Genomic DNA, 26,312 nt, shown 5'->3' with positions numbered 1-26,312 from the left:
TCGCTCAAACGCCCTGGAACATGCGGGCGCGAGCGTTCAGTATGTGTTTCTTCATCGCATCGTGCGCTTCGGTTTCCCGGCGTGCGAAGATCGCCTCCACGATCACCGCGTGCTCGTCCTGGACGCTGCGGATCTGCTCCAGCGTGCGTTTCAGGCTCAGGCTTCGCGTAACGGAATGCCCGATGGCGAAATGCGGCCTGAACCATTCGCGCACGGTGATATGGAACTGATTGCCGGTCGCCATGGCGATGGCATCATGCAGAGCCTGATCCTCCTCGGCGCCGAGCTCTCCGTTGCGGAGACATTGCTCGATCGAAAGAAGCGCTGCCGATATCCTCTCCTTGTCGGCCGGCTGCCAGTTTCGCGCGGCAAGCTCCGCCGCCTCGGCTTCGAGGCCGGCGCGGAATTCGAAAAACCGCTGGACATCGGCGAGTGATCCCACAGGCACCATTTTTAGCATCGACGAATCCGGTCTTTGCCGGACATAGGAGCCGGAGCCCTTGCGCGAAACGACCAGACCATCGGCTCTCAAGCGCTCGAGCGCCTCGCGCACGACGGGCCGCGACGCGCCGAAATCGGCGGCAAGCTTCGTCTCCGACGGCAGCCGTTCGTTTACCGGGAAATTGCCGTCGGCGATCATCCCCACGATCTTCTCGTAGATGATGTCGCTGAAGCGCGTTGCGCCTCTGTTCGAAACGGCGTCGGCCGCGAATGTCATTATCGTCCTTTTCTCTGAACGCCAGGCTGTGGTCCGCCAGCGACTCGCCCATGGTAGTGCACAGATTCTGACAGATCGACGTCTTTTATGCGCTCTAGTCTGGCTTTTAAGGCGCGGTATTCAAGCTTCCATGCTGCATCGCTACAAAATTTGTAATTATCTGTCAACTCTTGTAATCATTTGGGAACATGTCTATGGTTCGGTCGGGCGCCGAGGAGGGCGCAGCGGCAGGTCGGGAGCCCGCCGCATCAGCCGGCTCAAAAGTTGCGCCGGCATAGAAAGGGAGGAACTCGATGCCTAATGAAATTCTGTCGCGCGGCGTTACCCGCCGCGCCGTGCTTGGCGGCATGGCCGGTGCAGCGGCGCTGTCCATCGCGGGCCGCGCTTTCGCCGCAGGCGGCGAAGCGCCCGCCCTTGCACAACTTGTGAAAGATGGAAAACTGCCGCCGCTCGCCGAGCGCCTGCCGAAGAAGCCGATGGTCGTCAAGCCGTTCGAAAAAGTCGGCACCTATGGCGGCTCTCTGCGCCGCGGCCTTCGCGGTTCATCCGACCATAACGGCATTCTGCGCATGGTCGGCAACCAGAGCCTCGTACGCTGGAACCTCGAATTTACCGCTGTGGAGCCGAACCTTGCCGAGCGCTGGGAAGTCAGCGACGACGCGACGCAATTCACCTTCCATCTGATCGAGGGTGTGCGCTGGTCGGACGGTCATCCCTTCACCGCCGATGACGTCGTTTTCGCGATCGAAGACTGCGTCAAGAACACCGAGCTCTACAGTGCAACACCGGCGCAGCTTGCTGTCGCCGGCAAGCCGGTTACCGTCGAGAAGATCGACGATCATACGGTGAAGTTCACCTTTGCTGCTGCCAACGCGCTTTACCTGGAAAACCTCGCCACGCCGCTCGGGCAGCATCCGACGCTCTTTCCGAAGCACTACTGCAGCCAGTTCCTACCGAAATATAATCCCAACATCGAAGCCGATGCGAAGAAGGCCGGCGTCACCAGCTGGACGGAGCTGTTCCGCAGCCGCTGCGGCGACATCGAGATCCCGACACGATGGGGCAATGTCGACAAGCCGACGCTCGATCCATGGGTGGTCAAGGAACCCTATGTCGGTGGCGCTACGCGTGTCGTCATGACCCGCAATCCTTATTTCTGGCAGGTCGATACCGAGGGCAATCAGCTTCCCTATATCGATGAGATCAACTTCGGCATCTCGCAGGACGTCGAATCGCTGATGCTGAACGTCATCTCGGGCAAGATCGACATCCAGGAGCGCCATATCAGCGTGCTTGCCAACAAGCCGACGCTGTCCCAGAACATGCAGAAGGGCGACTATCGTCTGCTGACGCTCGTGCCTTCGGCCTCGCAGCAGTGCCAGATCTACTTCAACATCACCCACAAAGATCCTGCCATGCGCAAGATGTTTGCGGATAAGTCGTTCCGGCAGGCGCTATCGATCGGCATCAATCGTCCGGAGCTCATCGATATCGTCTATTTCGGGCAGAGCGAGCCCTACCAGGCCGGGCCGCGTCCGACCCATCCCTGGTACAACGAGAAATACGCGCGCCAGTTCACCGAATTTGACGCCGACAAGGCAGGCGCGATGCTCGATCAGGCCGGCTACAAGAAAGGTGGCGACGGTTTCCGCCTCCGACCGGACGGCCAAAAGGTGTTCTTCTCGATCGACGTCATTCCGACGCTCTATCCCGACCTCGTCGACGCACTCGAGCTGGTCAAGACGCATTGGGCCCAGATCGGCATCGACATGAAGGTCAATACCATCGAACGGGCGCTTTATTACACCCGCGGCGACGACAATGCCCATGATGCGCAGGTGTGGCCGGGCCCCGGCGGTCTCGATCCGATGCTCGATCCGCGCGATTTCTTCGCCTTCCATCCGCAAGGTTCGCGTTACGCCATTCCGTGGACGCTGTGGTACACCTCCAACGGTGCACGCGGCGAAGAACCGCCGGAGAGCCAGAAGAAGCGCATGAAGCTTTTCGACGAGGCGCGTTCGACGGCCGATCTCGACAAGCGCGGCGCGGTCATGAAGCAGATCTTCGATATCGCAGCGGAGGAATTCGAGACCGTCGGGCTTTGCCTTGCCGTCGGCGGCTTCGGCATCATCCGCAACAATCTGCGCAATGTGCCCGAAAAGGAGCCGGACAGCTGGTCCTGGCCCAATCCGGGGCCTGCGCTGCCGCAGCAGTTCACCTTCACAAGCTGATTTGGATCTCCGGCGCCGTGCCTGACGGTACGGCGCTTTCTTTCGGTTCGCCCTCCGAGATGCCTTGCCGGCCCTGACAGCCGGCAAGGCACGGAAGGCGGCGTTCAATGCAAGAGGCGCCCATGCTGGTCTTCATCGCCAAACGCTTGCTATGGATGATTCCATCGCTTTTTGCCGTCAGCTTCCTGGCTTTCGTGCTGATCCAGCTGCCGCCCGGCGACTATGTCACCACTTATATCGCGACGCTGGCAGCCTCCAACGAGATCGTCGATCAGAATACCGCGGCGCAATTGCGTGAGCGTTTCGGCCTCGATGATCCGATGCTCATCCAATATTTCAAATGGATATGGGGCATCCTCTCGCGCGGCGATTTCGGCATCTCCTTCGAATGGCAGCAGCCGGTCTCTGATCTGATCTGGGAGCGAATGGCGCTGACGCTTGTTCTGGCTCTGTCGACATTGATCGCCACCTGGGCGATCGCGCTGCCGATCGGCGTCTATTCCGCCGTGCGCAAATATTCGATCGGTGACTATTTCTTCACCGCCTTCACCTTCTTCGGCCTGGCCGTTCCGTCCTTCTTGCTGGCGCTGGTGCTGATGTATATCGCGGCGGTCGAATTCGGACAGGATGTCGGCGGGCTGTTTTCGCCGGAATACGAGAACGCGTCCTGGAGCTTCGCCAAGATGGTCGACCTATTCTCGCATCTCTGGCTTCCCGTCATCATTCTTGCGGTCTCGTCGACAGCGAGCCTCATCCGCGTCATGCGCGCGAACATGCTCGATGAACTGCCGAAGCCTTACGTGACCACCGCACGGGCAAAAGGTCTGTCGGAATTCCGGTTGCTGATGAAATACCCCATGATGATCGCGCTCAATCCGTTCATCTCGACCATTGCCTGGCTGCTGCCCAACCTCATCTCCGGCTCGGTCGTCGTCGCCATCGTGCTCAACCTGCCGACGGCCGCACCTTTGCTGCTGCAGGCGCTGATGGCTCAGGACATGTATCTGGCGGGTGCCTTCGTTCTGCTGATCTGCGCTCTGACGCTGATAGGCTCTCTGATCAGCGATATCCTGCTTGCGCTGGTCGATCCCCGCATCCGGTTGGAATAGGAGCCGATATGGCCGACATTGCCATTACAAATATTCAGCCGGATCGCGCCGCCGTCGCATCGCAATGGCAGCTGATCTGGTGGGCTTTCCGCCGGCACCGGCTGGCCATGGTGGCGCTCGTCGTCACCGTGATGATGTATATCGTTGCCCTGGTTCCCGGCTTCTTCGCCATCAACGATCCGAACCTGCAGAATGCGCGGGCGACCTTTCACCCGCCGCAGAAACTGCATCTGATCGATACCGAGAACGGGTTCTCCTTCGGCCCGCATTATTATCCGATGAAGCTCACCCGCGATCCGGAAACGCTGGCCGCCATCTTCAAGGAAGACACGACGAAGCGTGTCGACGTCCAGTTCTTCGGGCGCGGCTATGAATATTCCGTGTTCGGCCTGTTCAACACAAACATCCATCTGATCGCTTCGCCCGACAAGACCACGCCGCTGCTTCTCTTCGGCGCCGACCGGCTTGGGCGCGACGTCTTCAGCCGGACGGTGCAAGGCTCGCAGGTTTCCCTATCGATCGGTCTCGTCGGCGTCTTCCTGTCGTTGATGCTCGGCATCGTGATCGGCGGCATCTCCGGCTATTACGGCGGCCGCATCGATTTCTTCATGCAGCGGCTGATCGATTTCGTGCTGTCGTTGCCGACGATCCCGATCTGGCTGGCGATGGCCGCGGCGCTGCCGCAGGATTGGCCGGCAACGCTGCAATATATGATGATCACGATCATCCTGTCGCTGACCGGCTGGGCGCAGCTCGCCCGTGTCGTTCGCGGCCGCTTCCTGTCGCTGCGCACCGAGGAATTCGTCGCTGCCGCCAGGCTCGACGGCGTTCGCGAGGGACGCATCATCTTCCGCCATATGCTGCCGAGTTTCGCGAGCCACATCATCGCGTCGATCACCCTTGCCGTGCCGGCGATGATCCTTGCCGAAACCTCGCTTTCCTTCCTGGGGCTCGGGCTGCAGCCGCCGACCATCTCCTGGGGCGTGCTGCTGCGCGAGGCCCAGAACATTCGCTCGATCGCCACCGCACCCTGGCTCTTCATGCCGGGCTGCGCCGTTGTCGTTGCCGTGATGGCGCTCAACCTTCTCGGCGACGGCCTGCGCGACGCGGCCGATCCCTACAACAAATGAGGCCGGCATGACCGATATCGTTCCCATTGCCGGCAGGCCGCTGCTCGAAGTGAAGAACCTCACCGTCGAATTTCCGCTGCGCACCGGCGTCTTTCGCGCCGTCAGCGATCTGTCTTTTTCGATCGAGCCGGGCAAGACGCTCTGCGTCGTCGGCGAAAGCGGATCCGGCAAGTCGGTGACGGCGCGTTCAATCCTGCAGATCGTTGATGCACCCGGCCGGATTGCGGCCGGATCGATCATCCTGAACGACCAGAACGGCGGCTCGACCAATCTGACCAGCCTCAATCCGCGCGGGCGCCAGATCCGGGCGATCCGCGGCCGCGACATCGCCATGATCTTCCAGGAGCCGATGTCGTCGCTGTCGCCGATCCACACGGTCGGCAACCAGATCGTCGAGGCGCTTCGCCTGCATACCCGGATGAGCAAGGCGGAGGCACGCACTGAAGCCATATCGCTGCTGAAGCAGGTCGAGATTCCCTCGCCGGAAAAGGCATTGGACCGCTATGCCTTCCAATATTCCGGTGGCATGCGCCAGCGCGCGATGATCGCCATGGCGCTCGCCTGCAAACCGCAATTGCTGATCGCCGACGAGCCGACCACGGCGCTCGACGTAACGACGCAGGCCGAAATTCTCGACCTGATCGCCCGGCTGCAGAAGGCCAACGGCATGGCCGTTCTGTTCATCACGCATGATATGGGCGTCGTGGCGCAGATCGCCGATGACGTGCTGGTCATGCACAACGGCGTCGCCAAGGAATATGGGCCGGTCGAGCAGATCTTTCATGCGCCGCAAGACGACTATACCCGCATGCTGATCGGCTCGGTGCTGAAGCTGGAGCAGAAGGCCGAAATCCGCCTCGCACGCCCCCCGCTCGACAGGACGAAAGCGCCGATCCTCGAACTGCGCAACGTTTCGATGGATTTCGGTGAAGTGAAAGCGCTGGACGATGTTTCCATTTCGCTGCTGCCGGGCGAGACGCTCGGCATCGTCGGCGAAAGCGGATCCGGCAAGACGACGATGGGCCGCTCGATCATGCGGCTGATCGATCCCACCGCCGGCGAAATCCTCTATCGCAATGCCGGCGGCGACATCATCGATCTGGCAACGGCAAAGGGTCAGACGCTGGCTGCGGCACGCCGCGAATTGCGCATGGTGTTTCAGGACCCGTTCGGCTCCCTCAATCCGCGCATGACCGTCTCCCAGATCATCGGCGAGCCGTTGCTCGTCAACGGTGTCGCCAAAGGGCGGGCGCTGGAGGAGCGGGTCTGTCACCTCATGGAACAGGTGGGCCTCGATCCGAGGGCGCGCGAACGCTACCCGCACGCATTCTCCGGCGGTCAGCGCCAGCGCATCGGCATTGCCCGCGCTATTACGCTCAATCCGCGTGTGATCGTTGCCGACGAGGCGACTTCGGCGCTCGACGTCTCGGTGCGCTCGCAGGTGCTCGACCTCCTGATGCGCCTGCAGGACGAGCTCGGCCTAGCCTATATCTTCATCAGCCATGACATCGGCGTCATCCGCTACATGTGCGACCGTGTCGGCGTCATGTACAAAGGCCAGCTCGTCGAAATCGGCGAGGCGGAGCAGGTCTGCCGCACACCCGAGCATGCCTACACGCAGGCGCTGATATCGGCGATCCCACGCCCCGATCCGCGCGACCGCGATCACTCCAGGCGTTTCCGCTACGTCGCGCCCGTCGATTTGGAGCCCGGCAATCTGAAGCCAGACCATCTGAAAAATGGAAGTTCTCAGAGATGAAAATCACCGGCATCCGCACATTTCTCATGCATGTCGGTCAGCCCGACCCTTCGAACTGGGCGTCCGACCAAGCTCCCGGCGGTGGTGCCGCGAAGCAGTTCGGAGGCACCCGAAACTGGCTGTTTCTGAAGATCGACACCGACGAGGGCATTACCGGCATCGGCGAATGCTCGGGCTGGCCGCGTGTCGTCGAGACGGCGATCCAGGACCTTGCGGCCCTCCTCATCGGCGAAGATCCGGCCCATATCGAACGGCTGTGGCAGAAGATGCATGTCGCCATGATGGGCCATGGCATGCTCGGGACTGTCGGCGGCGGCGCGATGACCGGGATTGATATGGCGCTCTGGGACATCAAGGGCAAGGCGCTTGGCGTGCCGGTCTGGATGCTGCTCGGCGGCAAGGTGCGCGACCGGATTCCGATCTATTCGCATGCCAATACGCCCGAGCGGGCGCTTGCGCTCAAGGCGCGCGGCATCAAGGCGATCAAGTGCGGCGGCGTCGCCGACCCGGTCCGCAAGGTCGCAGCACTCCGCGATGCGGTCGGCGACGACATGGATATCGCCATCGATCTGCATGGGCCGCCATGGCTGACGCCTGCGGATGCCTGCCGGCTGGTGCGGGCGCTCGGACCCTATGAGCTGATGTGGGTGGAAGATCCGATCGCGCCGGAGAATATCGACGGCTACCGTCGCATCCGCGACGCCGCTCATGTGCCGCTTGCGGCCGGCGAGCGCTCGGCAACCATTTTCGGCGAGCGCGAGCTCATTGAAAAGGAACTGGTCGACGTCATCCAGCCGGACACCGGCAGGGCCGGCGGCATCACCCAAATGAAGAAGATCGCCGCCATGGCTGAGGCCCATCATATTCAGATGGCGCCGCATTCCGGCTCGCTCGGGCCGGTGGCGGAATATGCGGCCCTGCATCTGCTGGCCGCCATCCCGAATGCCCTCATTCTCGAGCGCCTCGACGACGATTGGGACGGCCGCCGCCAGACGATCGTGCCGCATCCGCAACAGGTCGACGGCCTGATCGCCGTTCCCGATGGTCCCGGCCTCGGCTGCGATATCGACGAGGCCTTCGTGGCGCGCTTCCCAAGCGGCGGCAACGTCTCGGTGCCGCAAGCCGCCGGCGCCTACAATCCCGGAACCGACAAAGAGCATGTCTATGTGCAGACGCGCGTGGCGCGCCGCAGCTATTTCAATCGCTAGAAGGACAGAATGATGAAGATCGACCGCATGCGGGTTTTCATGACCCGCGACAAGGACCGTCCGCGCGTGATCGTCGCGCTCGATACCGATGACGGGCTGACGGGCTGGGGCGAATGCTACAATCACGGCCCCGACAAGGCGCTGCCGCCGCTGCTCGATTATCTCTACGCGTTTGTGGCCGGGCAGGATCCGACACGCGTCGATTATCTGGTCAACCTGCTGATCCAGCAAAGCCGGTTCCCGCCGGGCGCGCTCGGTCTTGCCGCGATCTCCGCGCTCGATCATTGCCTGTGGGACCTGGCGGCCAAGGCGGCGAACGTCCCGGTCTACAAGCTGCTCGGCGGCGAAGTGCGCGACCGCATCAAAGTCTATGCCGGGGTCTACACCGCACCGGATGCGCCGGCGGCCCGCGACGAATTCGATCGCCTGAAGGAGGGATGGGGGTTCACCGCCTTCAAGCTCAGCCCCTGGCGGATTGACATGCACGCCAATCGCTGGGGCAATGTCGTCAAAGCTTCGGCGGACTATTTCCGTTCGCTGCGCGAAACGGTCAATGACGAATACGAGATCGCCTTCGACGCCCACGCCAAGATTTTCGAGCCGATCGCCGCTCGCCAGCTCGGCAACGCGCTGGCGCCCTACGACCCGCTGTTTTTCGAGGAGCCGCTACGCCCTGAGAACATCGAGGCCTGGGGCGACCTGAAACAGGGGCTCAACTGCGTCCTCGCCACCGGTGAGTCGCTTTACAGCCGAAACGAGTTCCTGCGGCTGCTGCAGGTCAAGGGCGCCGATCTGATCCAGCCGGATATCTGCGTCGTCGGCGGCATCAGCGAAATGCGCCGCATTGCGACACTTGCCGAAGCCTTCTTCGTCGGCGTTGCGCCGCACAATCCGATGGGGCCGCTGGCAACGGCGGTCAACGTGCATTTTTCGGCCGCGGCGCAGAATTTCCGCATCCTCGAATACCGGCTGCCGAAGGGCCAGGCCTACGTCTATGGTGGCAACAATATCGAGAAGCGGGAAGGGGAAACCCGTTACGTCGTCGATCCCTATCTGCCGAAGGACGGTTATCTCGAGCTGCGCCCGGATCGGCCTGGCTGGGGCGTCGAGATGGACGAGAAGGCGATGGAGGAGGAAGGCTACATCCACTGGCAGCGGCGCGTCCCAAAGCGGCCGGACGGTTCTTACGCCTTCGCTTAAGACGAAAACGGGGAACCGGCCGCTGCCGCATGGGAGCGGCCAGTTCCTCTTAAGTGCAATCTAGGCGTCTTTTGGCAGGACCGAGCGAACCCGTGCTATGAAAACATGGAAATCCTGCATGAATTTGCGAAGGAAATCCGCGGTGGCCTCATTCGTAACCTCGCCGTCATCGGTGATCAGCCCCGGTGTGAACTGGATGTAGGCTTCCGGAGCATTCATCTGGGGCGAATTGCAGAAGCTGAGCACGCTGCGCAAATTCTGCTGGGCAACCGCTGTGCCTATCGCGCCCGGCGACGTGCCGATAACTGCTGAAGGCTTGCGAGTGAACGAGTTGGTGCCGTAGGGGCGGCTTGCCCAGTCGATTGCGTTTTTCAGCCCGCCGGGTATGGATCGATTGTATTCGGGCGTGATGAACAGCACGGCGTCGACGGCCGCGATATCAGCCTTGAATGCCTTGCCGGCCGGAGGGTAGTCGGCGTCATAGTCGTAGCTGTAGAGCGGCAGGTCCTTGAAGGATATCTCCGACATTTCAAGTTCCGGCGGGGCGAACCGCACCAACGCCTTGGCCAGCTTGCGATTGATCGAGCCCTTGGCAAGGCTGCCAATGAGATAGCCTACTTTATGCGTGGTCATGGCGTTCTCCAATATCGCGCACGATAGGACGCATCATGCGCAGGAAACATGGAAGGGATCTCTCGTCCTTTGAGCGCAAGCGCCTAATTGTCGACGAAAGTGACCGTCTCGGCAAGCGGGGCGCGGCCCGTACGGGCAAAACTGACCGCTGCGTCCTCGTATCCGATCGACATGCCGCAGAAGAGGATGAGCCCGTCCGGGGGTGACAAGGCCTCCGCAACCGTCTCGTGAACCTGTGACCACGCCATCTGCGGGCAACTGTGCAGTCCCTCGGCTCGGAGCAGCAGCATGACGGTCTGCAGATACATGCCGACGTCGGCCCATTGGGGCGGACCCAGCTCACGGTCGATGTAGCAGAACAGGGCGGCGGGCGCGCCGAAGCAGTTCCAGTTGGCGATCGCTGCCCGCTGGCGCGCCTCCCAATCCTCCCGCGCAATGCCGAGCGCGCTGTAGCGCTCCTTGCCGAAAGCGGACCGGCGCTCTCCATAAGGGGACTTCAGCGCCGGCGGATACATCTCGTACTGCCGCTTGTCCCAGGCGTCGCCGTGGGCGACGCGCTCGACGGCGGATGTCTTGAGTTCGGCCAGCGGCGCGCCGGTCATCACGTAGGTATTCCATGGCTGGATGTTCGATCCCGACGGCGACCAAGCCGCAGCCGACAGCACGCGCTCAAGGATCTCCCTTGCCACAGGCCTGTCTTTAAATCCGCGCACCGACCGTCGGCTGGTGACTGCCTCATATACGTCCATGATCGCCTCTTCCTGACCGTTTCGTTGCTGGTGTGGTTGATTATCTCCATTCGCAACGGAGGCGTAATCACACCCTGGTCTAGGAGGCGTACATCAAACGTCCATCAGGGCTCGATGTGACCTGATTGTCTGCAAGGTCATCCTATCCTCAGCGATTGGAGACCAATCACGAGCGGCAGGAGCGAGGCTTGGTCACTTCATCAGGCGCCCGGCGTGGACGCGCTCTGGTGGCGATTGACGGCGCGATCCGAAGATCTCTGCGAGCGTATCGAGCATCGTCCTCGCTGTGCCGGATTGAAGCGAATAAAAGATCGTCTGGGCAACCCTTCGCGTCTGCACGAGTCCTTGTTCTCGAAGAATTGCCAGATGCTGGGAAGTCGACGATTGGCTCAATCCCACTTCCTCGGCCAGGTCGGTCACCGACACTTCTCCTTCGGTCAAGACATGCAGGATGTGAAGCCGTTTGGCGTTCCCCATGGCCGACAAGAAGTTTGCTTCGATGTCGAAGGCGTTGGTTTCAGGGGAAGGCGCGGCTGATGATTGATTGTTCAGGCGTGATCTCCTTTATGAAATCTAAGCCGGGTATGAAGTCATATCCCTGAGCTTTAATTTAGAGATAACGCATGGGAGCGACGGCGAAACCCATTGCCGGCGCCGCGCCGTCTTTTTCAACGCGAATCGGATACGGCGCGCATCAAATGGACAGGCAACGGATGTTTTAGGCCGGCATTCCTCAACCGTTGGGAAGCGCCCGGGAAAAAACTAACGCGAGCCAGCCTGCCGCATTTGCGCCGGCAGCGTCTCCCAGGCCCGGATCAGTTCGCCGATCGAGGTGGCCTCCATCTTGTGCATGACGTTGCTGCGATGCAGTTTGACCGTCACTTCGCTGATGCCGAGATCGAAGGCAATCTGTTTGTTGAGGCGTCCGCGCGCCACTTCGTGCAGAACTTCACGCTCGCGCTGCGTCAGCGTCTCCAGGCGTTTGACATTGCGTTTGGCGATTGCGGCTTCCGCCCGTCGTTCGGCATCCATCGCAATGGCCGCAGTGATGGCGTCGAGCAGCGTCTGGTCCCGCACCGGCTTGGTGAGAAAATCCACAGCACCCGCCTTCATCGCCTGGACGGTCATCGGGATATCGCCGTGGCCGGTCAGAAAAATGATCGGCTTGGAAATGCCGTTTTCGGCCAGATGGCTCTGCAGGTGGAGACCGCTTGCTCCGGGCATGCGCACATCGAGGATCAGACAGCCGGGGTTTTCCAAGATATCGGCATCAAGCAATTCGCGGGTCGAGGCAAAACTGACCGACTGGAAACCCGCCGACAGGATCAGCTCCGACAGCGCTTCGCGAACCGATGCGTCGTCATCGACGATAATGACGAGCGGCTGATCCTCTTCATATCTGCCCTGCAATGATAACGGCGCCGATCTCCGCAGCAACGGCTGGTCAACTCTCATGTTACCCTCCATCTCTCGATTGGTGTAAAGCATTGGCGATAGCCGCCAGCAGCGCCTGGGCATCGAAGGGCTTGCGGAAGAAACCGCCGCCTCCCTGAGCGCGGCCCTGATCGGCTATCTCATGGCGGCCCGTAATCAGAAACACTGGCAACTCGGGACGTGATTTTCTCACCAAGTCACGAAGTTCGAAGCCGTCGATGCCAGGCATTCCGATATCGGTGATGAGTAGGTCGAGCTCCGACAGCCCGCTGATGAGCAGCGAGCCCGCCGACGGGAAGCCGCGGGCCACATAACCCGCCGATTCCAGAAGGTCGCCCATCGATTCAAGCAGTCTTGGATCGTCATCGACGATTGCGACGATATGTCTTGTCTCGTTCATGTTCAATTCCCCCCCACCCGGCGCGAGTGGGTAATCGGTATTTCCAGTTTCTCCGCGATCCGTACGAGATCGGCGAGCGACGCCGCCGCCATTTTCTGCATCACGTTTCTTCTATGGATCTGCAGCGTAACCTCGCTGATCCCGAGTTCGGCTGCCGCCTGCTTGTTGAGAAGACCGCTGACCACGAGCGGCAGCACTTCGCGCTCACGCGGCGTCAAGTCGAGATAGTGTCGTTTGAGCATGTCGAGTTCGGCGCGTCCCGATCGCTTTTCCCGATCCTCGGCGAGCGCTGCATGGATTGCCGTCAGGAGGTCCGCGTCACTGAACGGTTTGGTCAGGAAATCCACGGCGCCGCTTTTGATCGCACGCACGGAGGAGGGGATGTCGCCATGGCCGGTAATGAAGACGATCGGCGGATGATCGCCGTCGGCAATCTGCCTCTGCAGATCGAGGCCGTTGATGTCGGGTAGCTCGATATCGAGGATGAGGCAGGCCGGCACATCAGGCTTGTTCGCCCTCACGTAATCGCCGGCGGATTCGAAGGCGATGGCGCGCATGCCATGTGCGTCCATGAGCTCGCTGAGCGCCTCCCGGACACGTTCGTCGTCATCGACGATGAAGACAATATGGTCATCGTCCGTCATGACGCCGCCTTCGTTTCTATCGGCAAGGTGAAGATCAACGTCGCCCCGTGCGGATCGTTCTTCTCTGCCCACAATCGTCCGCCGTGCAGCTCGACGATCGAGCGGCAAATCGCCAGACCCATGCCCATGCCGTTTTCCTTGGTCGTGAAGAAAGGTTCGAACATCTTCTCGGGGAACTCGATACCCTGACCGCGATCGCTGATTTCGGTCTGAATGGCATTCCCCATATGGCGCACGCGCATCCCGATCACCCTGTCGCCGTCGACCGTGTCCATCGCCTCGATGCCGTTGCGGACGAGATTGATCAGAACCTGCTGGATCTGGATGCGATCGATGGCAATGAGCGGAAGGTTGCCGTCAACCTCCACGTCCATACGGGCGCGACGGCGCGCCGCTTCTTCGGCCATGAGGTTGCGCGCTTCACTGACGACGCCTGAAAGCGTCGTATGAACCCTTCTGTCTGCGGATTGTTTGAACAGGGCGCGGATGCGGCTGACGACATCGGCGGCAGAGTTGGCGTCGCGGATGATGCGCTCGACCGTCCTCTGCGCCCGCTCCATATTCGGCGGTTCGGCCATCAGCCAGCGCTGGCAGGCATGCGAGTTGGCGACGACGGCCGCGAGCGGCTGATTTACCTCGTGAGCGATGGAGGCCGAAAGCTCGGCAAGGCTCGCCACCTGGCTCGCCCGCGCAAGGCCCTCGCGCGCCTGACGCAGATCTTCCTCCGCCCGAACTTCAGCGTCGACATCGAGGCAGATGACGTTCCACTGGACGATGACGCCTTCGGCATTGCGCATCGGCGCAGCGCGCGTCTCGACCCAGCGATATTCGCCATCGTAGCGCCGCAGACGATGCCGGCGCGCATAGGGCTCGCCGGTGGACAATGAATGCGCATAATTCTCTTTGACACCTGCCACGTCGTCGGGATGAACGCCGGCGTCGAGCGTGCCGTCCAGCCGGGTTTTCCCCGTTCCATCAAGCTCTTCGAGCTTATATCCGAGGAAGTCGCGGAGCTGGGGGTTGCGATAGACCGGTTCTCCGTCGGGGGCCGCGCAATCGATCATGGCCGGCAGGGTTTCGACGATCTGCCAGAGCGAGCGCTCTCTTTCTCGCAGCGCCTCCTCGACACGCAGCTGATCGTCGATGTCGTGCGAGAGGCCGTACCATTGGACAATCCGGCCGCTCTCGTCCCGCAGCGGCTCGGCGCTGCCTTTGATCCAGCGATAGATGCCGTCGGCGCGTCGCAGGCGATACTGCTTGGAGAAGCGTTCGCCGGTGGCGAGGGAATGGTGGAGTGCTTGGGTGAGGCTGACGGAATCGTCGGGGTGGACGGCGGCCTCGATGAGGTCCGCAAGCCGGCTCATCCCCGGCGTTTCCATATCAATGATGTCGAGACCAAGAAAATCTTTCAGGCGCTGGTTGAAGAAGGTCGGGGTCCCTTCCGGATCAAGCCGCCAGAGCAGGCTCGGAACCATGTCGACCAGTTGCGAGAGTTCGCGTTCCCGGTCGCGCAAGGCTTCCTGCGCGCGCATCTCGTCATCGATATCGACCGAGATGACGTACCATTGCGTGATCGTGCCGTTCTGATCCCGCAGCGGCTCGGCGCGGCCGTCGACCCAGCGATAGGCTCCGTCGAAACGGCGCATACGGTATTTGATCGAGAAGGGATCGCCGCTGGCGAGGGAATGATGAATCGTCTGAAGCAGCCTCGGTGCGTCATCGGGATGAACGAGAGTGTTGATGACAGCCGACAGGCGGCTCACGCCCGGCTTATCCATGTCGCCGACGTCGAGACCGAAGAAATCGATCAGGCGCTTGTTGAAGAAGACAGGCTCGCCTGTCGGTGTCAGCCGCCGGATCTGGGCCGGGACCATGTCGACGAGCTGCGAGAGTTCGCGTTCGCGATCACGCAATGCCTCGAGGGCACGCACCTCCTCGTCGATATCGAGAGACACGCCGTACCATTGCACGACCCTTCCATCGTCGTCGTGCCGGGGTTCGACCCGGCACTCCGCCCAGCGGTAGACGTCGTCTTTTTCGCGCCAGCGAAACCGCATGGCGGTGCCGCCGCCGCTTTCGAAACAATTCCGCAGCGTGCGCTGGACGTCGGGCGCGTCTTCGGGGTGAATCAGCTGCCGCAGCAGGTCTTCGATGCGCGGCTCGCCGAGAGCGTCGAAATTGGCGATGACGGCGCGGAAATGATCCTGATAGCGTTTGTTGAAATAGACCGACCCGCTCGCCGGCTCCACGCTCCAGACGCGAACCGGCACCGCGTCGATCATCTGCTGCAGCGCTCGCTCGCTCTGGCGCACCGCCTCTTCGGCACGGACCTGATCGTCGATGTCGTGGCAAAGGCCGTACCATTGGACGATGATGCCGGTCTGATCCCGCATCGGTTCGGCGCGGCTCGACATCCAGTGATAGACGCCGTCGGCACGGCGCAGCCGATACCGCGTGGCGAAGTTTTCGCCGGTGACGAGGCTATGATTGAGAGCCTCCCGGAAGCCTGCTGCATCATCGGGGTGAATGATGGCCTCGATGACCGCTTCCAGCCGGCTCATGCCGGGCCTGTCCGTATCCGCGACATCGAGGCCGAGGAAGTCGACCATTCGTCTATTGAAGAAGGTCGGTTCGCCCTCGGGTGTCAGACGCCAGACGTGGCTCGGAACCATGTCGACAAGCTGCGAGAGCTCTTGCTCCCTGTCGCGCAACGTCTCAACGCTTTGCCGCAATGTGAGCACGGCCAGCTGATGTTGCCTGGATATAGCGGCGACGATCAGCGCCGAAAATGCCGAGATCGCCAGGAAAAGCTGCAGCATGATCTGCTTGTGTTTCTGGGACTCGGCATCGCCGACAGATTGGCCGGCGCCTGTGATTGTGAAGACGGCCGTGATCAGGGCGAGGAGCACGAGCGATATGGCCGCGCCCTTGAACTCGAAGCGGACCGCGGCCCAAAGAAGGGGCGGCATGATGATGTAGGCGAAGGGAAGGTAGCCGCTGAGCGAAAGAGCGGCGACACCGAGAAAAATCAGCCCAAGGACGCAAGCTTCCACCCATTGCGCCGCCGAGAGGCGGGTCTTGCCGCGCCAGTTATGAAAGACGGAGAGCGCCAGCGGCGCGACGATCAGGACACCGGTTGCATCACCGATCCACCAGAGAGGCCAGGCGGTTACGAAGGATTGCGATTGAATGCCGAACCATGAGAGGGTCGCGCTTCCCACCGTCGCGCTGACGATTGGCGCAATTCCGGCGCCCAGGACGACGAATGCGAGAACCTCCTGCAAGGTTTCCAGCTGAGCCGGCCGCTTCAAGGCCCGATTGACCAGCCATGCCGCGACCACGGCTTCAAGAGCGTTGCCGACGTATATCAGAAAGGCCGCCGGCAGCGGACTGTAGAACCAGAGGGCATTGCTGAACAGCTCAGCCAAGCACCCCCCCAATATCCACCATGGCCAGCTGCGCCTGGAGGCGAGGATGAGCGTTGCGATGAAAAGCCCGGCCGGAGGCCAGATGGAAATGCCCGTTCCCGGCACGATCGCAAGTGATTGGGCAAAGCCGCAGCCGAGCACATAGGCGGCGATGAAGAGCCCCAGATACAGGGCGCGGGGGCGGTGCGACCAGACGCTGATCATCCACCGCTCCTGCCGGGCAGACAAGGCAGGGGGATCATTCGCATTTGGTGCAGCACTCGTTCTTGATGTCGGGGCTGGCGAGCTCATGCTGCGAACCGTAGTCCCGTCATAGCACAGCCGCAACTCATGGAATTCCATACATCGCGCGGAGGGGTAGTGTTGCACCGAGCCCGGATCCTCGGCGCGAAAGAGCAAGTGTGAGATCACTCCCGTTCCGGTGGGTCATCCTAGACCTTAGGTCTACTCCGCTATACCTAAGGCGAAGGCGCCGAGCCACACGCATGATGGAAGGGTTTTGGGCTTCGGGTCATGGTCGATCCAAAAGATCGCGAGGATGCCGACATGAAAATCACCGTGGTGGGAGCAAGCGGTCTCATCGGAACGCGGCTCAGCGAAAGGCTGCGCCGATCGGGCCACGAGGTTACCGACGCGTCCCTGTCGTTTGGCGTCGATACGGTGACCGGCAAAGGCCTTGACGCGGCTATCGCGGGAACCGACGCCGTCGTCGATGTGACCAACGCCGCATCATTCGGCGACAGCGCGGCACTGGATTTCTTCAGGGCGTCGACGAAGAATTTGCTTGCCGCCGCCTCCGAGGCAGGCGTCGGGCATTATCTCGCCCTCTCCGTCGTCGGCACGCCCCGGCTCGTGGAAAGCGACTATTTTCGCGCGAAAATGGTGCAGGAAAATCTCATCCGTGCTTCAAATCGCCCCTACACAATCCTCCGCTCCACCCAGTTTTACGAGTTCATAAACGGATTGATCGACATCGGCGCGCAAGGCGACGTCTTCCGGCTGCCGCCAGCCTTGATGAAGCCGGTCGCAGCCGCGGAAGTCGCCGCCTTTCTGGCCGAATTGACCGTCGCCACGCCTTTGGGCGGTATCGTCGAAATCGGCGGCCCGGAACAGCTCGGTATCGATGACGTCGCACGGATCTATCTCGCCGCGAACGAAGACGAGCGTCCGGTAATAACGGATCCGTCAACCTCGTATTTTGGTGTCGAATTGACCGATGACGCATTGCTTCCCGATGCCGGCGCACGGGTGGCGGCGCAGACGCTACCCGACTGGCTCTACCAATCGATGGCGGATTAGCGGCAGCCTTGAAATTTCTCGGATGAAGTAATACCTTCCGTCAACAGAGTATTACAAAGGCGCTCGCTATGGCCACAACCGTTACCGCGAAAGGGCAGGTGACCATTCCCCGGCCCGTGCGGGATATGCTTGGCATCGTTCCAGGCAGCAAGGTCGATTTTCATCGTGCTGCCGACGGCAGTGTGGTTCTGACGCGCGCCGACAAGAAGCGGCCTGCCAGCCGTTTCGAGAAGCTGCGCGGTCATGCCGGCAAGGGCCTCGATACGGAAGCCATCATGGCTTTGACACGCGGCGACACGTGACACTCGTCGATACCAATGTGCTCCTGGACCTCGTGACCGACGATCCGAAATGGTCGGATTGGTCTATTGCCCAACTCGAGGCAGCGAGTATCGAAGGTCCCATGCTGATCAACGATGTAATTTATGCCGAACTTGCGGTTCGATATGAAAGGATCGAGGCGCTGGAGGCTTTTGTGGAAGAGGCTGGCCTCGACATGAGGCCTATACCCAAGCCCGCTTTGTTTCTTGCCGGCAAGGTGTTCACGCAATATCGCAGGGCTGGCGGGACGCGCACCGGCGTGCTTCCCGACTTCTTCATCGGCGCTCACGCTGCCGTGCAACAATTGCCGCTCCTGACGCGAGATGTCGGCCGCTATCGCAGCTATTTCCCCTCGCTGAAATTGATAGCGCCCGGTTCCTGAGGCATAGGCCGTCGCCTATGCGAGGTTTCAAGAAATCTTCATGAAAGCTCCGGGTTGAAAAGCTTTTGCACGGCTCCAAATCCCGTTGGCGATTGCCGAAACGGGCGGGTAGGGCGCATGGGCAGCATATATATCGATCGAATCGGCCGGATCAGCTCGGCCCTGGGGCTCGTTCTCGGCCTTATTTGTCTCTTCTCCTGTCCGTCGGCGTTTGCCGCGGCCGCCGATATCGGCGGCCTGACGGTGACGCTGCCCGATGCCGGCTGGCGAAAGGCGGGCAAGGGCGATCTCTTTATGCTGCAGAAGGATTTTCCGGAAACGGATGACGACAAGCGCGGCAGTGCCCTGATCCAGATCACCAAGCCGCTGTCGAGCCCGCGCGCGTCCCTCACGGCCGGCATGAAGACCTTCGTCGCGACGTTGCCCGACATGGCCAAGGAAGATATCCTGATCAAGCATTACGGGATAACGATAAACGGCCACGACATCCGTGTGGAAGAACGCTGCGGCATCAATCAAAAAAATGTCAGCATCAGTCAGATCGTCGTCGGCATCGCCGGCGACAAGCAGCAGGCCTATCTTCAGCTTGTGCTGTTGAACCTGAATGGCGACCGAAGCGAAAGTGCCGAAGCCGATTTCGAGGCGCTGGTGCGTTCGGTCAAGCTTGATCCCTCCGATCAGGATTTCGATCTTGTGCCGGCAGGCGGCGACGGCGGGCTCGACGGCGTCTTCACCCATCTCGATACCGGTGTCCGGCCGAATGTCTTCGGCGGCATGGATTTCTATTCCGATAGCGAGATCACTATGTTCGATCCGAAGGGCCTGTTCAGTACGGAGCTGCCGAAGGGCGGCCGGAGCATTGCCGAGCACTGCAAGGAAGACCCGACCGACTGCGGCCTTTACAAGCTCACCGGCGGCGGCTTCTTCTCCTACGCCGGGTCGATCGAGATGCGCAGCGTCACCTCCGCCTACGGCACGATCGAGACCGAGACGAAGCCATTCTCGAAAAAAGGCGACGACCTGGTGATCGACGAGGATGACCATCGGGCGGTGCCGCCGTTTAAGGATGGCGCGACGCTCGACGGCGAATGGGTCTCCACCTTCGCCTCGAGCGGCATGACCGCGACCTCGTCGGGATCGGTCGCTTCCAGCCGCACGCTGGTTCTTCATTCAAACGGCACGTTTGAACGCACAGGCTGGTCCGGCGCCTCGATGACGAACGAAATCGGCGGATCGCGATCGGGCGTCACCACGTCGGGCAACCGGCCGGGCGCCAGCGGACGCTACACGCTTTCCGGCTATCGTCTCGACCTCACCGACGCGAGTGGCAAGACGGAAACCATGAGCATATTCGAACCGGACAAAGCGTCCGACGGGCTCCTGGTGATCAACGGCAGCAACTACCTGAAAGACGACGGACAATAGACAGGCCGAGCCTTTCCGTCCCGCCGGCGGCTTCACATAAAATTCAATGAATTTCATGTGCATAACACCAGCGCCGGCCTTGCTCGTCAGCACCGTGGGAGAGTGCGAATCACCCGCCGATTGAGCCGCGAAACTGCCAGATTCACGCCCTCGTTTGACATGCCTCCGGCCGTCTTTTGGTTAAGCATTTGTAATTCGGTCACGAATCGCGGCATATAGTAAATGCGCAACTGAGGCGCTTTCGTTCAAAATTGCGCAGTTATTTGGGAAACAGATCATGCAGCCGAGTCTTGCTCTCCAGGACGATCAAGAGCATCTCCCCTCACTTCTGGCAACAGATGCGAAGGAGTTGTCCTATCAACTTCAGCAGCATCAGGCAAAAATCTTCCCGCCGCTTTCTCAAAAGACCATCAGAACATTTTCGCCGGCCGAAGCTGCGGCTTTCATCGGCATCGGCGAAGGTTATCTCCGGCAGGTGGCTGCCGATGGCCATGGGCCCGATCCGCTGGCAAATGGACGGCGGCTCTACAGCGCAACGGATATGGATCGCATTCGCCGGGTCCTCGACGAGCGAAACGGAACGCCGAAATATGTGCCGGCCCGCAGGCCGGGAGAAAAGCTCCAGATCGTCTCCGTCATGAATTTCAAAGGCGGCTCGGGCAAGACCACGACCGCGGCCCATCTGGCGCAGTTCATGGCGTTGCGAGGCTACCGCGTGCTTGCCGTGGATCTCGACCCGCAGGCTTCCCTGTCCGCCCTGTTCGGTCATCAGCCGGAATTCGACGTTGGAGAGGGCGAAACGATCTACGGTGCGATCCGCTATGAGCAGCCGCGCCCCATCGCCGACATCGTGCGCGCCACCTACACGCCCAATCTGCATCTCATTCCCGGAAATCTCGAGCTGATGGAATTCGAGCACGAGACGCCGAAGGCGATGTCGTCGGGTAGGGCGGAGACGATGTTCTTTGCCCGCATCGGCGAGGTCCTGACCGAAATCGAAAGCCTCTACGACGTCGTGGTCATCGACTGCCCGCCGCAGCTGGGGTTTCTGACGATGTCGGCGCTCTGCGCGGCAACATCGGTCCTGATCACCGTCCATCCGCAGATGCTCGACGTCATGTCGATGTCGCAGTTCCTGACGATGACGAGCGAGCTGATGTCGGTCGTGGAGAAGGCCGGCGGACGCACCAGCTATGACTGGATGCGCTATCTGGTGACGCGCTTCGAGCCGAATGACGGACCGCAGAGCCAGATGACCGGCTTCATGCGGGCAATCTTCGGCAATCGAATGCTCCATAATGCCATGGTGAAGTCGACGGCGGTCTCCGATGCCGGCGTCACCAAGCAGACGCTTTACGAGGTCGAGCGATCGCAATTCACCCGCGGAACCTATGATCGGGCCCTGGAGTCCCTCAACTTGGTGAACAGCGAGATCGAGGCGCATATTCGCTCCACCTGGGGAAGGAAATAGTCGATGGCGCGCAAGAACCTCATCGAAATCTCTGCTCCGAGCCCGGCCAGGGTGGAAACCGTCGCGCCGCGCGACAATCGCCCGATCGCGGGATTCGTGCCGCAGGAGCGCAGTGCCGCACCCGTCGGCGGCATCACCAAGACGCTCGGCAACATTACCGAAAAAATGGAACGGGCGAGTGAACTGGAACGGCAGCTTGCCGCCGGCCAGACCATCGTCGATCTCGATCCCGGCCTGATCGACGCGTCCTTCGTCAGCGATCGATTGGCGATCGACGCGGCCGAACTCGCACAGCTTGTCGAACAGATCCGCGAGCATGGGCAGCAGGTTCCGATCCTTGTGCGGCCGCATCCCGAAATCAGGGGACGCTATCAGGTGGCTTACGGCCATCGTCGCCTGGCCGCCGCCAGAGAAATCGGCATCAGGGTGCGCGCGGTCATCCGCGATCTCACCGACGGCCAGCTGGTCGTCAGCCAGGGACAGGAAAACAGCGCTCGAACCAACCTTTCCTACATCGAGCGTGCGCTCTTTGCATCGAGGCTTGAAGAACGAAGCTTTGGCCGCGATGTGATCATGGCGGCTCTCGGCGTCGATAAGGCGGCGCTGTCGCGAATGCTGATTGTCATACGGCAGGTTCCGCTTGATCTCATCAACACCATCGGTGCGGCGCCGGATATCGGCCGCCGGCGGTGGCTGGAGCTGGGCGATCGGCTGGACGGTGCCGATATCGAGAGGATCATCGCCGAGTTGTCCGCGGACGACGCTCGCAAAATTCCAAGCGACGAACGGTTTCAGCGCGCATTTGTGCTCGCAACCAAGCGGACATCGGCCCCAAAGCCGGCGATTGCCAAAACCCAGGTTAGCGGCGTGCCGGTGACGGTGAAAAAGACAGCGTCCGGTGCAACCTTCGTCTTCGACGGCAAGATCGCGCCCGGTTTCGATCAATTCGTCCAGGAAAGGCTGAAGGGCCTGTTCCAGGAGTTCAACAAGGACAGAGGAGCGTAGCGCGCAAAAGAAAAAGGCCCCCAACGACGGCGTCGTGGAAGCCCTTCTCAGATCTTAAGCACATCGAGAATCGCATTTCCACGAATCACAGTCAAGCGTCTTAGGCACCAAATTGGTGGATGGTTTTCTTTTGCCTGAACGAAGGTGAAGGCAAATGGAGAGTGGATATGTGACGACGCCCTTTGGGCGGCGGCCGATGTCGCTTGGCATGCTGGCAAACCAGCAACTGGCCGAGACCATCGAGCCGGGAATGAAACGCAGCAAGTGGAAGCTGTTTCGGGCAATCTGCGAAGCGCGGCCTGCCCTCGGCGTGACCGATCGGGCGCTGACGGTGCTCGACGCGCTGTTGACCTTCTATCCCGATGACGAAATCTCCGAGGAGAAAGGCCTGATCGTCTTTCCGTCGAACGCGCAGCTGTCGCTTCGCGCCCGCGGCATGACGCCGGCAACGCTCAGGCGGCATCTGGCGGTGCTGGTCGAGGCGGGTCTTATCCTGCGCAAGGACAGTCCGAACGGTAAGCGTTATGCCCGGCGCGACAGGGCAGGGGTCATTGGCGAGGCTTTCGGCTTCAGCATCGCGCCGCTGCTTGCACGCGCGGCCGAGATCGAGGGTCTGGCCGCCCAGGCGATTGCCGACCGGGAGTTGCTGCGGGCGACCAGGGAGCGCCTGACGGTCTGCCGGCGCGATATTTCCAAGCTGATTTCAACGGCGATTGAAGAAGCGGTTCCGGGCGATTGGGAGCAGATGACGATGATGTTTCGCGCAATCGTCGCCAGGATTCCGCGCGTGGCTGGTATCGACGAACTGGCATCGCTGCTCGACGAGATGGGGCTGCTGCGGGACGAAGCCGTCAACCTGCTGCAAAGGCACATTAAAAGACAAAAAATAGACGCCAATGAGTCTCAGATTGAGCGTCACAAACAGAGTTCAAACCCCGACTCCCCTTATGAACTTGAACCAAGCTTCGAAACGAAGCAGGGCGAAAAGGCGGCGACAAACAACGAGGGGACTGCGGAACCGCCGGCCGAGCAAAGGCCGAGGTCGCTCAAACCGGCGGCTGGAATGGTCGGCAAGGTATCGGATGCCGCCGCTCCGGTGTCCGGCCCCGGCCTGAAATCCTTCCCGCTTGGCCTCGTTCTTCAAGCCTGCCCTGCCATTCTCGACTATGGGCCGGGAGGCGCGATCGGCAATTGGCGGGATCTGATGTCGGCCGCCGTCGTCGTTCGCTCGATGCTCGGCGTCAGTCCCTCGGCCTATGAGGAAGCCTGCGCCGGCATGGGGCCGGAAAATGCCGCGACCGTAATCGCCTGCATCCTGGAAAGGGGAGGGCACATCAATTCGCCCGGCGGCTATCTCCGCGATCTCACCCGAAGGACTGAAAGAGGCGAGTTTGCGATCGGCCCGATGCTGATGGCGCTTGCGCGAGCCAATGGCGGGCTAAGACGTCATGCCGGGTGATCAAGCGCCGGGATCGAAAAAATGAAGCGATTAGTCGATCCAGTCCGAGCCACCCAAACGGCGGGAGGGAAAAGACGACGATGGCCCCACAAGCCTTCCAACCGCCTCGACGATCGATCCTGGGTTTCAGTTCACACAAATGCGGTGACGGTGCCATATGCCAAAGCGGCCGTTGCGGCCAAAGCCGCGACCGACAAGATCAGCCCGATCAGCGTGACGAGCCCATCGCGTTCCAAGAGGGCGACGGCAATGACGATCAAGGCGAAGGCCGGCAGAAAATTTCCAAAGGGTATGGGCAGAGCGATGGCGATTGCCAGCAGGAAGATGGGAAAGCCCAGCAACATTTGAACTGGTTTGCGGGTCAGGACAGCAAGCCGGTCGCGGTGCGTGAATTTTTCCGCCTGAACGATCAGCGGGCCCGCGTAGCGAAGGGTAACATCGATAGTGCCTGACGACAGGTGACGCCGCCTAAGGCTTGCCGGCAACCAGATGGTTTCGCATCCAGAAGCAATCTGAAGCGCGACCAGCGCGAGCGCCGTTCCAAAGACCATTCCGAAAGGTCCTGGTATCGGCGTAAGCGCCGGCAGCGTCAGAAGCAGGATGACGAGGGTAGTGCCGGCTTGCCCCATGAGGGACAAAGCCTTTCCGATTTCAATGCTGCCTTCAGCCTGGCCAAGAGCGGCCAATTCCCGGAGGCGGCTGGATGCGATCCCTTCGCTCTGCCACCGCTGTTCGCTCCGTCCCCTCATACTGTGCTGTCTTCTCCCTTCTGTTTCATAGTGATCACCAATGCTGCGCAACCCGGCGCGCTCCTGTCCAAGAGATCGAGTGGATCACTCCAGCCAAGCGAAACGCTGACGGCATTGGAGACCGCCCAACCCATATTATTCGTTGCGCGATCGAGAAGGCGGGGCGCCTCTGCCGCCAGGCAATCTTGCGAGGCGCGCACGATCTCGGGGGGCGCCTTGGCCGCCGCCACACGCTCCGCTATTTCGGCTTGCAGCGGTTCGATGAAAAACATTGAAAAAATCGCAGCGACAATTTCTGAGAACATGGATGTGCTCCTTCAGGTTCGTTGAGTTGTGAGGTGGCCGAGCGGTGTGCCGGGCAGATCAGCGGGAAGGCTGTGGCTTGGCGCGAGTCTTGAGCAGGCTCCAGACGACACCGCTCGCGATGATCGCAAAGGTGACGCCGAGGGAGAGAGCAGCCGGGAATTTTTCCAGACCCAGCATGTCAGCGACGAAGATCTTCGAGCCGATGAATACTAGGACGATCGCAAGGGCCGGCTTCAGATATTTGAAGCGGTGGATCATTGCCGCCAGCGCGAAGTAGAGGGCGCGCAAGCCGAGGATCGCGAAGATATTCGACGTGTAGACGATGAACGGGTCGGTCGTGATCGCAAAGATCGCGGGAACCGAATCTACGGCGAAGATGAGGTCGGCGACTTCGATCAGGACGAGGGCCATGAAGAGCGGCGTGATGAACCAGACCATCTTGCCGGTTTGCGGATGCGCCTGCTTCACGAAAAAGCGTTCGTCGTGATGACTGTCGGTAACATTAAAGCGGTTGCGCATGAAGCGAACGAGCGGGTTCTTCGACACATCCGGCTCGGCATCCTTCATCACCAGCATCTTGATGCCGGTAACGATCAGGAACGCGGCAAAGACATAGAGGAGCCATGAGAACTCGGCCACCAGGGTCGCACCAACGCCGATCATGATGGCGCGCAATATAATGACGCCGAGGATACCCCAGAAGAGCACGCGGTGTTGATATAGGCGAGGAACGGCAAAGAAGGAGAAGATGAGAGCAATGACGAAGACATTGTCGAGAGCCAACGTCTTTTCGACGACGAAGCCCGTCATGTAGGCAAGGCCGGATTCGGCTCCCAGATACCACCATACCCAGCCGCCGAAGGCGAGACCGAGCGAGATGTAAAGCACGGAAAGCTTGATGCTTTCGCCGACGCCGATTTCCTTGTTTTCTTTATGGAGAATGCCGAGATCGAACGACAGGATTGCGATCACGAGGCCCAAAAAGCCAGCCCACATCCAGAGAGGCTTGCCCAGCCACTCCACGAACAAAAATGATATTTCCAAGAAATGGAACCTCTGTCGGCGCATGATGTCGGAAGGGTCCGACATCGCGAGAGCGCCGACGGCTCTCACCAGAGGGGCCCGGACCAGCGGGTCAGGCGACAGATGGGAATACTCCGTTTCCGGTTCAAGAACCCGGTGCGGATTTTTGCATTCGGGAATCGGCCCATGTTTGGTTTCGTAAACTTATTGATGCGTCGATCGAAAACAC

The 26,312-nt window shown here is 60.8% G+C and carries 24 protein-coding genes; 13 read left to right on the top strand and 11 right to left on the bottom strand.

Annotation, left to right across the window (positions count from 1 at the left end):
• Nucleotides 1–4: 4 nt before the first annotated feature.
• Entirely contained in the window at nt 5–718 is a 714-nt protein-coding gene (locus CO657_RS26435; protein WP_012556232.1) for a FadR/GntR family transcriptional regulator, read from the bottom strand.
• Nucleotides 719–1,011: 293 nt separating this feature from the next.
• On the opposite strand from CO657_RS26435, the gene CO657_RS26430 reads away from it, so the two are divergent.
• From CO657_RS26430 to CO657_RS26405, 6 genes are all read left to right on the top strand, one after another.
• Nucleotides 1,012–2,949: an ABC transporter substrate-binding protein gene (locus tag CO657_RS26430; protein WP_054186157.1), complete on the top strand. Its 1,938-nt coding sequence runs from the start codon at nt 1,012–1,014 to the stop codon at nt 2,947–2,949.
• A gap of 122 nt (nt 2,950–3,071) precedes the next feature.
• Nucleotides 3,072–4,058 (top strand): ABC transporter permease, encoded by a 987-nt coding sequence (locus tag CO657_RS26425; RefSeq protein ID WP_054186173.1) that lies wholly within the window; start codon nt 3,072–3,074, stop codon nt 4,056–4,058.
• Nucleotides 4,059–4,066: 8 nt separating this feature from the next.
• The gene (locus tag CO657_RS26420) at nt 4,067–5,188 is read left to right on the top strand and encodes an ABC transporter permease (RefSeq protein WP_054186156.1); all 1,122 of its coding nucleotides are present in this window, start codon (nt 4,067–4,069) and stop codon (nt 5,186–5,188) included.
• Nucleotides 5,189–5,195: 7 nt separating this feature from the next.
• On the top strand, nt 5,196–6,947 hold the full coding sequence (locus CO657_RS26415) for an ABC transporter ATP-binding protein (RefSeq protein WP_128715615.1): 1,752 nt from the start codon (nt 5,196–5,198) through the stop codon (nt 6,945–6,947).
• Entirely contained in the window at nt 6,944–8,155 is a 1,212-nt protein-coding gene (locus CO657_RS26410; RefSeq protein ID WP_054186068.1) for a mandelate racemase/muconate lactonizing enzyme family protein, read from the top strand. Before CO657_RS26415 ends, CO657_RS26410 begins: the two co-directional genes overlap by 4 nt.
• 12 nt (nt 8,156–8,167) lie before the next feature.
• Nucleotides 8,168–9,355 carry a galactarate dehydratase gene (locus tag CO657_RS26405; protein ID WP_054186091.1) on the top strand — a complete coding sequence of 396 codons (1,188 nt, stop codon included), beginning with the start codon at nt 8,168–8,170 and terminating at the stop codon, nt 9,353–9,355.
• 60 nt (nt 9,356–9,415) lie between these two features.
• Here CO657_RS26405 and CO657_RS26400 read toward each other — a convergent pair whose 3' ends face one another.
• The 7 genes from CO657_RS26400 to CO657_RS26370 form a co-directional block, all read right to left on the bottom strand.
• Nucleotides 9,416–9,988: an NADPH-dependent FMN reductase gene (locus CO657_RS26400; protein ID WP_054186069.1), complete on the bottom strand. Its 573-nt coding sequence runs from the start codon at nt 9,986–9,988 to the stop codon at nt 9,416–9,418.
• Nucleotides 9,989–10,071: 83 nt separating this feature from the next.
• A complete protein-coding gene (locus CO657_RS26395) occupies nt 10,072–10,737 on the bottom strand; it encodes a nitroreductase (protein WP_054186070.1) in 666 nt (221 codons plus the stop codon).
• A 192-nt stretch (nt 10,738–10,929) separates the two neighbouring features.
• Nucleotides 10,930–11,289 (bottom strand): ArsR/SmtB family transcription factor, encoded by a 360-nt coding sequence (locus CO657_RS26390; protein WP_054186071.1) that lies wholly within the window; start codon nt 11,287–11,289, stop codon nt 10,930–10,932.
• 210 nt (nt 11,290–11,499) lie between these two features.
• Nucleotides 11,500–12,192, bottom strand: a complete 693-nt coding sequence (locus tag CO657_RS26385) for a response regulator transcription factor (RefSeq protein WP_054186072.1) — start codon at nt 12,190–12,192, stop codon at nt 11,500–11,502.
• A gap of 1 nt (nt 12,193) precedes the next feature.
• Nucleotides 12,194–12,571 carry a response regulator gene (locus CO657_RS26380; RefSeq protein ID WP_054186073.1) on the bottom strand — a complete coding sequence of 126 codons (378 nt, stop codon included), beginning with the start codon at nt 12,569–12,571 and terminating at the stop codon, nt 12,194–12,196.
• A 2-nt stretch (nt 12,572–12,573) separates the two neighbouring features.
• Nucleotides 12,574–13,215 carry a response regulator transcription factor gene (locus tag CO657_RS26375; RefSeq protein WP_054186074.1) on the bottom strand — a complete coding sequence of 214 codons (642 nt, stop codon included), beginning with the start codon at nt 13,213–13,215 and terminating at the stop codon, nt 12,574–12,576.
• On the bottom strand, nt 13,212–16,847 hold the full coding sequence (locus tag CO657_RS26370) for a PAS domain-containing protein (RefSeq protein ID WP_054186075.1): 3,636 nt from the start codon (nt 16,845–16,847) through the stop codon (nt 13,212–13,214). Before CO657_RS26370 ends, CO657_RS26375 begins: the two co-directional genes overlap by 4 nt.
• Before the next feature lie 342 nt (nt 16,848–17,189).
• Here CO657_RS26370 and CO657_RS26365 point away from each other — a divergent pair, with 342 nt between their 5' ends.
• From CO657_RS26365 to repC, 7 genes are all read left to right on the top strand, one after another.
• The gene (locus CO657_RS26365) at nt 17,190–17,942 is read left to right on the top strand and encodes an SDR family oxidoreductase (RefSeq protein ID WP_054186092.1); all 753 of its coding nucleotides are present in this window, start codon (nt 17,190–17,192) and stop codon (nt 17,940–17,942) included.
• Nucleotides 17,943–18,010: 68 nt separating this feature from the next.
• Nucleotides 18,011–18,244, top strand: coding sequence for an AbrB/MazE/SpoVT family DNA-binding domain-containing protein (locus CO657_RS26360; protein WP_054186076.1), 234 nt, complete (start codon nt 18,011–18,013; stop codon nt 18,242–18,244).
• A complete protein-coding gene (locus tag CO657_RS26355; protein WP_054186077.1) occupies nt 18,241–18,645 on the top strand; it encodes a type II toxin-antitoxin system VapC family toxin in 405 nt (134 codons plus the stop codon). The genes CO657_RS26360 and CO657_RS26355 overlap by 4 nt, the downstream gene beginning before the upstream one ends.
• Nucleotides 18,646–18,762: 117 nt before the next feature.
• The gene (locus CO657_RS26350; RefSeq protein WP_054186078.1) at nt 18,763–20,070 is read left to right on the top strand and encodes a hypothetical protein; all 1,308 of its coding nucleotides are present in this window, start codon (nt 18,763–18,765) and stop codon (nt 20,068–20,070) included.
• 277 nt (nt 20,071–20,347) lie between these two features.
• Nucleotides 20,348–21,541, top strand: a complete 1,194-nt coding sequence (repA, locus tag CO657_RS26345; protein ID WP_003591382.1) for a plasmid partitioning protein RepA — start codon at nt 20,348–20,350, stop codon at nt 21,539–21,541.
• Nucleotides 21,542–21,544: 3 nt separating this feature from the next.
• A complete protein-coding gene (gene repB, locus CO657_RS26340; RefSeq protein ID WP_054186079.1) occupies nt 21,545–22,546 on the top strand; it encodes a plasmid partitioning protein RepB in 1,002 nt (333 codons plus the stop codon).
• Nucleotides 22,547–22,700: 154 nt separating this feature from the next.
• On the top strand, nt 22,701–24,005 hold the full coding sequence (gene repC / locus CO657_RS26335) for a plasmid replication protein RepC (RefSeq protein WP_054186080.1): 1,305 nt from the start codon (nt 22,701–22,703) through the stop codon (nt 24,003–24,005).
• A 131-nt stretch (nt 24,006–24,136) separates the two neighbouring features.
• Here repC and CO657_RS26330 read toward each other — a convergent pair whose 3' ends face one another.
• Genes CO657_RS26330 through CO657_RS26320 form a run of 3 tightly spaced genes read right to left on the bottom strand, consistent with a single transcriptional unit; the run spans nt 24,137 to nt 26,104 of the window.
• Nucleotides 24,137–24,805: an exopolysaccharide biosynthesis protein gene (locus tag CO657_RS26330; protein ID WP_245293086.1), complete on the bottom strand. Its 669-nt coding sequence runs from the start codon at nt 24,803–24,805 to the stop codon at nt 24,137–24,139.
• Entirely contained in the window at nt 24,751–25,059 is a 309-nt protein-coding gene (locus CO657_RS26325; protein ID WP_054186082.1) for a hypothetical protein, read from the bottom strand. Before CO657_RS26325 ends, CO657_RS26330 begins: the two co-directional genes overlap by 55 nt.
• A gap of 58 nt (nt 25,060–25,117) precedes the next feature.
• Complete coding sequence (locus tag CO657_RS26320) at nt 25,118–26,104, bottom strand: TerC family protein (protein ID WP_054186093.1); 987 nt, start codon at nt 26,102–26,104, stop codon at nt 25,118–25,120.
• Nucleotides 26,105–26,312: the final 208 nt, after the last annotated feature.

This window comes from Rhizobium acidisoli, assembly GCF_002531755.2.
Classification (GTDB): domain Bacteria; phylum Pseudomonadota; class Alphaproteobacteria; order Rhizobiales; family Rhizobiaceae; genus Rhizobium; species Rhizobium acidisoli.
The sequence above is the reverse complement of the archived record's forward strand: the minus strand, read 5'-3'. Positions and strand labels throughout refer to the sequence as shown.

Coding starts and splice junctions, on each gene's coding strand:
- repC (WP_054186080.1), top strand. CDS start 22,701: ATGGAGAGTGGATATGTGACGACGCCCTTTGGGCGGCGGCCGATGTCG.
- CO657_RS26360 (WP_054186076.1), top strand. CDS start 18,011: ATGGCCACAACCGTTACCGCGAAAGGGCAGGTGACCATTCCCCGGCCC.
- repB (WP_054186079.1), top strand. CDS start 21,545: ATGGCGCGCAAGAACCTCATCGAAATCTCTGCTCCGAGCCCGGCCAGG.
- CO657_RS26365 (WP_054186092.1), top strand. CDS start 17,190: ATGAAAATCACCGTGGTGGGAGCAAGCGGTCTCATCGGAACGCGGCTC.
- CO657_RS26375 (WP_054186074.1), bottom strand. CDS start 13,215: ATGACGGACGATGACCATATTGTCTTCATCGTCGATGACGACGAACGT.
- CO657_RS26325 (WP_054186082.1), bottom strand. CDS start 25,059: ATGTTCTCAGAAATTGTCGCTGCGATTTTTTCAATGTTTTTCATCGAA.
- CO657_RS26415 (WP_128715615.1), top strand. CDS start 5,196: ATGACCGATATCGTTCCCATTGCCGGCAGGCCGCTGCTCGAAGTGAAG.
- CO657_RS26405 (WP_054186091.1), top strand. CDS start 8,168: ATGAAGATCGACCGCATGCGGGTTTTCATGACCCGCGACAAGGACCGT.
- CO657_RS26395 (WP_054186070.1), bottom strand. CDS start 10,737: ATGGACGTATATGAGGCAGTCACCAGCCGACGGTCGGTGCGCGGATTT.
- CO657_RS26350 (WP_054186078.1), top strand. CDS start 18,763: ATGGGCAGCATATATATCGATCGAATCGGCCGGATCAGCTCGGCCCTG.
- CO657_RS26380 (WP_054186073.1), bottom strand. CDS start 12,571: ATGAACGAGACAAGACATATCGTCGCAATCGTCGATGACGATCCAAGA.
- CO657_RS26425 (WP_054186173.1), top strand. CDS start 3,072: ATGCTGGTCTTCATCGCCAAACGCTTGCTATGGATGATTCCATCGCTT.
- repA (WP_003591382.1), top strand. CDS start 20,348: ATGCAGCCGAGTCTTGCTCTCCAGGACGATCAAGAGCATCTCCCCTCA.
- CO657_RS26430 (WP_054186157.1), top strand. CDS start 1,012: ATGCCTAATGAAATTCTGTCGCGCGGCGTTACCCGCCGCGCCGTGCTT.
- CO657_RS26385 (WP_054186072.1), bottom strand. CDS start 12,192: ATGAGAGTTGACCAGCCGTTGCTGCGGAGATCGGCGCCGTTATCATTG.
- CO657_RS26410 (WP_054186068.1), top strand. CDS start 6,944: ATGAAAATCACCGGCATCCGCACATTTCTCATGCATGTCGGTCAGCCC.
- CO657_RS26370 (WP_054186075.1), bottom strand. CDS start 16,847: ATGATCAGCGTCTGGTCGCACCGCCCCCGCGCCCTGTATCTGGGGCTC.
- CO657_RS26420 (WP_054186156.1), top strand. CDS start 4,067: ATGGCCGACATTGCCATTACAAATATTCAGCCGGATCGCGCCGCCGTC.
- CO657_RS26435 (WP_012556232.1), bottom strand. CDS start 718: ATGACATTCGCGGCCGACGCCGTTTCGAACAGAGGCGCAACGCGCTTC.
- CO657_RS26400 (WP_054186069.1), bottom strand. CDS start 9,988: ATGACCACGCATAAAGTAGGCTATCTCATTGGCAGCCTTGCCAAGGGC.